General features: G+C 57.1%; 2 protein-coding genes and 1 pseudogene. All 3 read right to left on the bottom strand.

Features of this window, described 5'->3' with window-relative positions:
* Positions 1-112: 112 nt before the first annotated feature.
* Positions 113-1,057: pseudogene (locus INQ47_RS25130) on the bottom strand (type IV secretion protein Rhs); the annotation flags it as partial.
* 44 nt (positions 1,058-1,101) lie between these two features.
* The gene (locus INQ47_RS25125; RefSeq protein WP_392504865.1) at positions 1,102-1,701 is read right to left on the bottom strand and encodes a hypothetical protein; all 600 of its coding nucleotides are present in this window, start codon (positions 1,699-1,701) and stop codon (positions 1,102-1,104) included.
* 6 nt (positions 1,702-1,707) lie between these two features.
* On the bottom strand, positions 1,708-6,336 hold the full coding sequence (locus INQ47_RS25120; protein WP_404702856.1) for an RHS repeat-associated core domain-containing protein: 4,629 nt from the start codon (positions 6,334-6,336) through the stop codon (positions 1,708-1,710).
* Positions 6,337-6,355 lie beyond the last annotated feature (19 nt).

The raw sequence follows: 6,355 nt of genomic DNA, 5'->3' as shown, positions 1-6,355 counted from the left end.
GGAACGCCTGCCGCAGGCGTGCTCAGTGGAAGACTACGAAGCGCTACTACCATGGAATTGCACACCTCAAATACACAGCTAGGTGCGCTGCCCATCTTTGGTTAGGTGGGGTTTATGAAGCGCTTACAATCAGCCGCTGTTCGGCGTCGTACTCGAAATACTGCACCCAATTGCTGCCGATCCGCTTCTCGCACAGCCGCCCAAAGCGGTCGTAGCGATAGCGCTTGTCCTGATACACCAACACCCGGTTGTGCTTGATCAGGCCATTGAGCTTGGGGCCGTCGAACAGATTGCCGGCTTTGTCGTACTTGAAATCCTCGACCTGCGTGGCTTGCCAGTTGGGGCGTGACTGCTGGACGGTTTGCAGTTGCTCGTTTAGGTCGTAGCCATAACGGTTGTGTCCCGAATAAGTCTTGCCCGTGTGGGGTAGGTCATGAAAGCGGCCGATGATCTGTTCGAGATGCGCGTTTTCGTCATTGGCCGCGCTGGTCATCCCTCGGCGCTGGGTCTGGGTCAGTACCTCGGCAATCAGGTTGTCGCTGGCATCGTAGCGATAGGCCTTGTCCAGCAGCGGCAGCACTTCAGCAGGGGCATCGCGGTAGTGAATAGCCTTGCCGGCCAGGCGACCGCTGGTGTCGTAGCGTGTGCGGGTGACCAGTTTGCCTTGGGTGCGCAGGACCTCGTCGTGCACCGCATCGCGCTCGAAATCGCTGATCACTCGGCCGTTCAGGTTGATCTGGTGCAGGTGCCCGCTGCCGTAGTACAGGTGGTTGAGTTCGCGCTGGTCGGGCAGGACCAGGGTCTGCAGATTGCCCAGTTCGTCGTAGCGGTACTGCAGCAAGCCAGCGCTGTTGGTTTCGCTGAGCAGTTGCCCGTTGGCGTCGTAGGTGTAGTCGAGTTGCTGCTTCTTGCCTTGATTGTCTGTGAAGGTGATGGACAGCAGATTGTCGGCCGCGTCGTAGCGGTAGTCGGTGTTGCCATCTTCGGTGCGCTTGCTGACAAGCCGGCCGATTGCGTCCCGCTCGAAGTCGTGGCGGATGGCGGTCGTTCGTTTGGGGCATTTTATACATGCCCCGAAATGGGCTGGCGAGTCGTGGTGCCTTACGATTTTTTACGCGGGGTAGCGACGAAATAGGTTAGGAAGTTATTAGTTAGATATTTACCATTGTCGCCATTGTATTTTTCTGCAGCGTCCGGCCATGCAAAAAAATGGAGTTCAGGTTTGTCATCTGTCTGTCCGGTTTTACGATCTACTAGATAAACTCTTCTGGCTCCTGTTCTTAGTATTCTGAATGTTTCTTTTACAAAATAGTGAGTCTGCGGGTCAGTTTTTGGATCGTAGGATGATGATAGGCGCCCATTGCGGAGGGAAAGATTATCATAATCTGCGATGCTCGGTCTGATGTACTGAATTAGGCCAGGTCCAATAGTTGCTCCAAAGTAGGCATTATTAGTTTCGTTGTGAAAAATAAAATTTTCTATGTAATCGGTTGTGGGTAATATTGCTTTGTTCCATATGGAGTGCTGGGGGCTATCGCTACTGCAATCGCCTAGAGTGTTTTTCGTGAGGGGTTTTTTTGTAGGCCAGTCACCGATGTTAAGAAAGGTTATCTCGGGTAAGGTTGAGACTAATGCCTGAGAGAACTTGACCTCATCCACTTTAGTCATGAATATTAGAAGGGTTGGGGTTTGGTTTGCCATGCGCGGTTACCTTATAATTATTTGGCCCGTAGGCATGTTTGTAGTATTTAGCGTGCCGCTCGGCACAACCTTCCCCTTGATGACGGTAATTACAATGGAGTTGGGGTCTTGTTGGATAATTCGACTTGCATTATCCCATTCGCGTTTGGACATTCCGTTCACACTCCCTTTATCAACTGTTTGAATGTATACTGTTCTGCCCTTGGAGTCTATGAATGTCATGTCTGTGTAAGAACCGCCGCTTCGGCCGGGGTTGCCGTGAAGGGGTTTCAGATATGTTTCTCTCAGCTCAATACCAGTGCCTACCTGTCGTCCACCTTCAGAGTGGTGGTGTGGAGAGAGTTTGTTGTCACGCAGGAATTGGTCTCTGACAGCATCCATATGTCGTTTGGTTGCTGCATTTCCTCGACGACACAATCCAAGCGGGTCAATCCACGTGAGTGGGTTGGGAGCATATTGATAAAGGTTGAGCCCGCCGCTGAGTCCTATCGGATCTGTAGTAGCGAATCGACCAATGTCAGAGTCATAGAATCTGAGTGTATTGAAGTGTAGCCCAGTCTCACGGTCATAATACTGCCCTTGACGATGCAAGTTTTGCTCGCTGGCTTGTTGCAGGCTATGCCACTCATTAAGCGGTTGTCCCCAACCTTTAAAGTCACTTCGCCAGATCGCGTTGCCAACAGAGTCAGTCAGTTGTACCGGCAGGCCGGCCAGGTTGGTGTGAAAGTAATGTGTCGTTTCACTACCCAATTTGCCGTCTATGCGTGCCAGCGGTTCATAGCTATCCGGAGAGGCATACACATACAAACTAGCCAACCCACTCTGCACTTCTTGAAGCAAGCGCAACCCTTGCCAGTGAAACAGCACCCGCCGACGCGGCTCTGGATAGTCCCTCTGATAAACCTCCTTGCTGATCCGCCTCCCCAGCGGGTCATAGGCAAACACCACCCGCTCACGCTCGCCACTGCGGTACTGCTCCACGCAAACCAGCCGCTGTTCGGCGTCATACTCGAAATACTGCACCCAATTGCTACCGATCCGCTTCTCGCACAGCCGCCCAAAGCGGTCGTAGCGGTAGCGCTTGTCCTGATACACCAACACCCGGTTGTGCTTGATCAGGCCATTGAGCTTGGGGCCGTCGAACAGATTGCCGGCCTTGTCGTACTTGAAATCCTCGACCTGCGTGGCTTGCCAGTTGGGGCGTGACTGCTGGACGGTTTGCAGTTGCTCGTTGAGGTCGTAGCCGTAACGGTTGTGTCCCGAATAAGTCTTGCCCGTGTGGGGTAGGTCATGAAAGCGGCCGATGATCTGTTCGAGATGCGCGTCTTCGTCATTGGCGGCGTTGGTCATCCCACGGCGCTGGGTTTGGGTCAGTACCTCGGCAACCAGGTTGTCGCTGGCATCGTAGCGATAGGCCTTGTCCAGCAGCGGCAGCACTTCAGCAGGGGCATCGCGGTAGTGAATAGCCTTTCCGGCCAGGCGACCGCTGGTGTCGTAGTGCGTGCGGGTGACCAGTTTGCCTTGGGTGCGCAGGACCTCGTCGTGCACCGCATCACGCTCGAAATCGCTGATCACCCGGCCGTTCAGGTTGATCTGGTGCAGGTGTCCGCTGCCGTAGTACAGATGGTTGAGTTCGCGTTGGTCGGGCAGGACTAGCGTCTGCAGGTTGCCCAGTTCGTCGTAGCGGTACTGCAGCAAGCCAGCGCTGTTGGTTTCGCTGAGCAGTTGCCCGTTGGCGTCGTAGGTGTAGTCGAGTTGCTGCTTCTTGCCTTGGTTGTCTGTGAAGGTGATGGACAGCAGATTGTCGGCCGCGTCGTAGCGGTAGTCGGTGGTGCCATCTTCGGTGCGCTTGCTGACAAGCCGGCCGATGGCGTCCCGCTCGAAGTCATGGCGAATGGCAGTCGTTCGTGTCGGCGGGGCGTTGTCGGACAGCGGCGGCTGCTCGTCAGGCGAGGGCACATGGGTAAGACGAATGACCTCATCCAGCACGTTGTAGGCATAGAGGCGGCCACTGCCATCCAGGTCTTTTTGTGCCACCAGCCGGTCCAGTTCGTCCCAGCCGAAGCGGTATGACTCGTCATTCTCGTTGGTGAGTTGCAGTAGCCGACCATAGGCGTCGTAGCGGAATTTCACGCTGTAGCCCATGGCGTCCGTGCGTTCGACCAACCGGCCGCTGGGGTCGTAGCGAAATTGCAGGGTTTTCTGGGCAGGGTCGATATAGCGCGTCAGCTGACCGGCAACATCGACCTCATAGCGGTCAATGCGACCGTCCGGGCGTTCGCTTTCGACCAGATAGCCACGTGCGTCGTAGCGGAAGTGGGTGTGTTCACCCCGGGCATTGATGCTTTCGCGCAAGCGGCCATGGGCGTCGTAGTGATACAGCGTCTGGGCATTGCTGCAGTCGCGGTAGCTGAGCAACTGACCGCACGTGTTCCAGCTCAGGTATTTGCTCTTTTCGAGGGCATCGGTGACCTGGGTAACACGGCCTTCCGGGTCGTATTGGTACTGTGTCTCGCGCCCCAGCGGGTCCTGCTGCCAGAGCAGATTGCCGTGGCTGTCGTAGCCGTATTGCCGAGTCCGTCCGGCTGTATCGGTGACCTGGACGGGCAGTGCCCAATGTCGTAGGTATTTGATGTGTTCGCGGCGGCCGAGGGGATCGCGGGTTTCGATCAGGCGGCCGATATCGTCGTAGCTGTAGCGCCATTCACCCCCTTGCGGGTCGATGCGCTTGATCAGCTGTCCGGCGATAACTTCCGCCAGCCAGCAGTTGCCCTGAGGGTCGATGTGCTTATAGACCTCGTACAGTGGCCCCCAGTAATAGTGATCACGGCGGCCGAGGTTGTCCGTGACGAGGGTTTCACCGGCTTCCAGGTTGTACTCGAACCGGTACTCTTCACCATCGCTGCCCCAGTGGCGAATCACCCGCCACTCGTGATCGGGTTGGGGCTCCAGCAGTGGAGGCAAGCGGTAGGGCGTACCGTCTAGGCGCTTGGGGGCAGGGCGCTTTTCAGGAATGACGAAGCGCGCCCATTCGTATTCGCGGACAGCACCGCTAGCCAGTTGATGGCTATTGAGATAGCCCTCGGGGGTGTAAGTGAAGCGGCGGACTCGTTGACCCGTCGCATCCAATACCTCATGCAGTTGCCCGTTGTCGGTGTAGCGATAGCTAACCAGCAGTTCGCTGCGTTCTACCGTCGGTGTTCCACCGTTTTTCAGGAACACCCGTGATACTTCACTGACACGCTGGGGATGCCTGGCGGCATAGTGAAGCTGCACGACCGTTTGGCCGTACTTGTCATAGAGGGCTTTCAGGCGCCCTTGTTCGTCGTACAGCAGGTCGAGGCAATTGAGATTGCGGTCGCCGAGCCTGATCAGCCGTGAGCGTTTCGGATTCAACGGGTCGGTATTGAAGACCCGATAAAGCCCTTCATTGATATCTTCGACAACGGTCTGGCCGTCCTCCAGCTGGAAGAAGGCCAAGCCGTCCACGGCACTGACGAAGGCATCACCGGCACTGAGCCGGCCCAGTTCCAGTCGGTTACCGTCGTTGTCGATGTAGATCCACAGCGTACCGCCTTGAGGATGTGGGAGGCGGGCCAGCTCCACTTCATAGGGGACGCTCCAACCCATCCCCAGTAGACCGTCGCTGCGCATGTCCCTGCTGTCGTAGCGCCGTGCCCATTGGATGCCCAGCAAGCCTGGGAGATTGAAGTCGATGTCCTCCGGACCCTCCTGCAGCTTGCTCCCGGTGGCAACAGCAACCGGGTTGCCTAATGTGCACCCTTTGATGCGGCCAAACCTTCGGGAGATAAGCATCCCCGCAATAATCCCGGTAAACATCGCAATCTTGCTCTTGCCGTTGCGAATGTCCCGGACCGTCGCCGTACCGCCACCAATGCGCACATTGGGCGATACGTTTTCATTCACATCAATCGTGGCATCGCAGGTGGTCTTGTCACCTGAACGCGCTGCGGGTTGGCCATTGATGAACACCTTGTCCGAGCCTTGCGCAATGAAGGTGTCGGGCAGGGGCGGGTGGCGCGAACAGCTGATCTTGTCTCCTTCAGCGGGCTCCGAGCCTGGGGCGGCCGGTGTGGTCACGGGCGGGTTGAAGATGTCACGTATGGCCATCCCCAGCCCCACGAACGGGACGAGATAAGGCACCGCAGCCATGGCCATGGAACCGACGTTCTCCAGGATGGACGGTTCCTCTTGTTCAGTATCGGCTGCGCCGCCTCCAGGTGGGCCAGTGATGCCGGCCGCGCGAGCAGCGGGCTCACTGTTAATGAGCACATTGGCTGACCCGCTCGCGATTTTTCCGTAGGGATCGGGCGAGTCCACGCTGTTGCCAAGGCTGTCGCAAAAGCTGGAGATGGCATCGCCGACAGTCTGGTCTTCGCCGACGGAAAGGGTGCTCATTGCGCCGACTGCCACACCCGCGACTGCGGCGATGGCGACTCCAGCCGCACCGCCAGTGGCTACGGTGCCAACAACGGCCAAGCTGATGGCTGCGGCGACGGCTGCGGTGGCCGCTGCATAGATAACGGCCTCGGCAACTGCGCTGATCATTTCAGCGGCAAGCGATGGATGAAGAATTGCGTCGCCCATTCGGGCGGCGTGAACGGTCTGCGCCATTGGCGGTAAGCTCCTAGCA

Source organism: Pseudomonas sp. 3HC3, from assembly GCF_044904505.1.
Lineage (GTDB): Bacteria > Pseudomonadota > Gammaproteobacteria > Pseudomonadales > Pseudomonadaceae > Aquipseudomonas > Aquipseudomonas putida_Y.
Note: the sequence above shows the minus strand (reverse complement) of the source record. Positions and strands in the feature narration are given on the sequence as shown.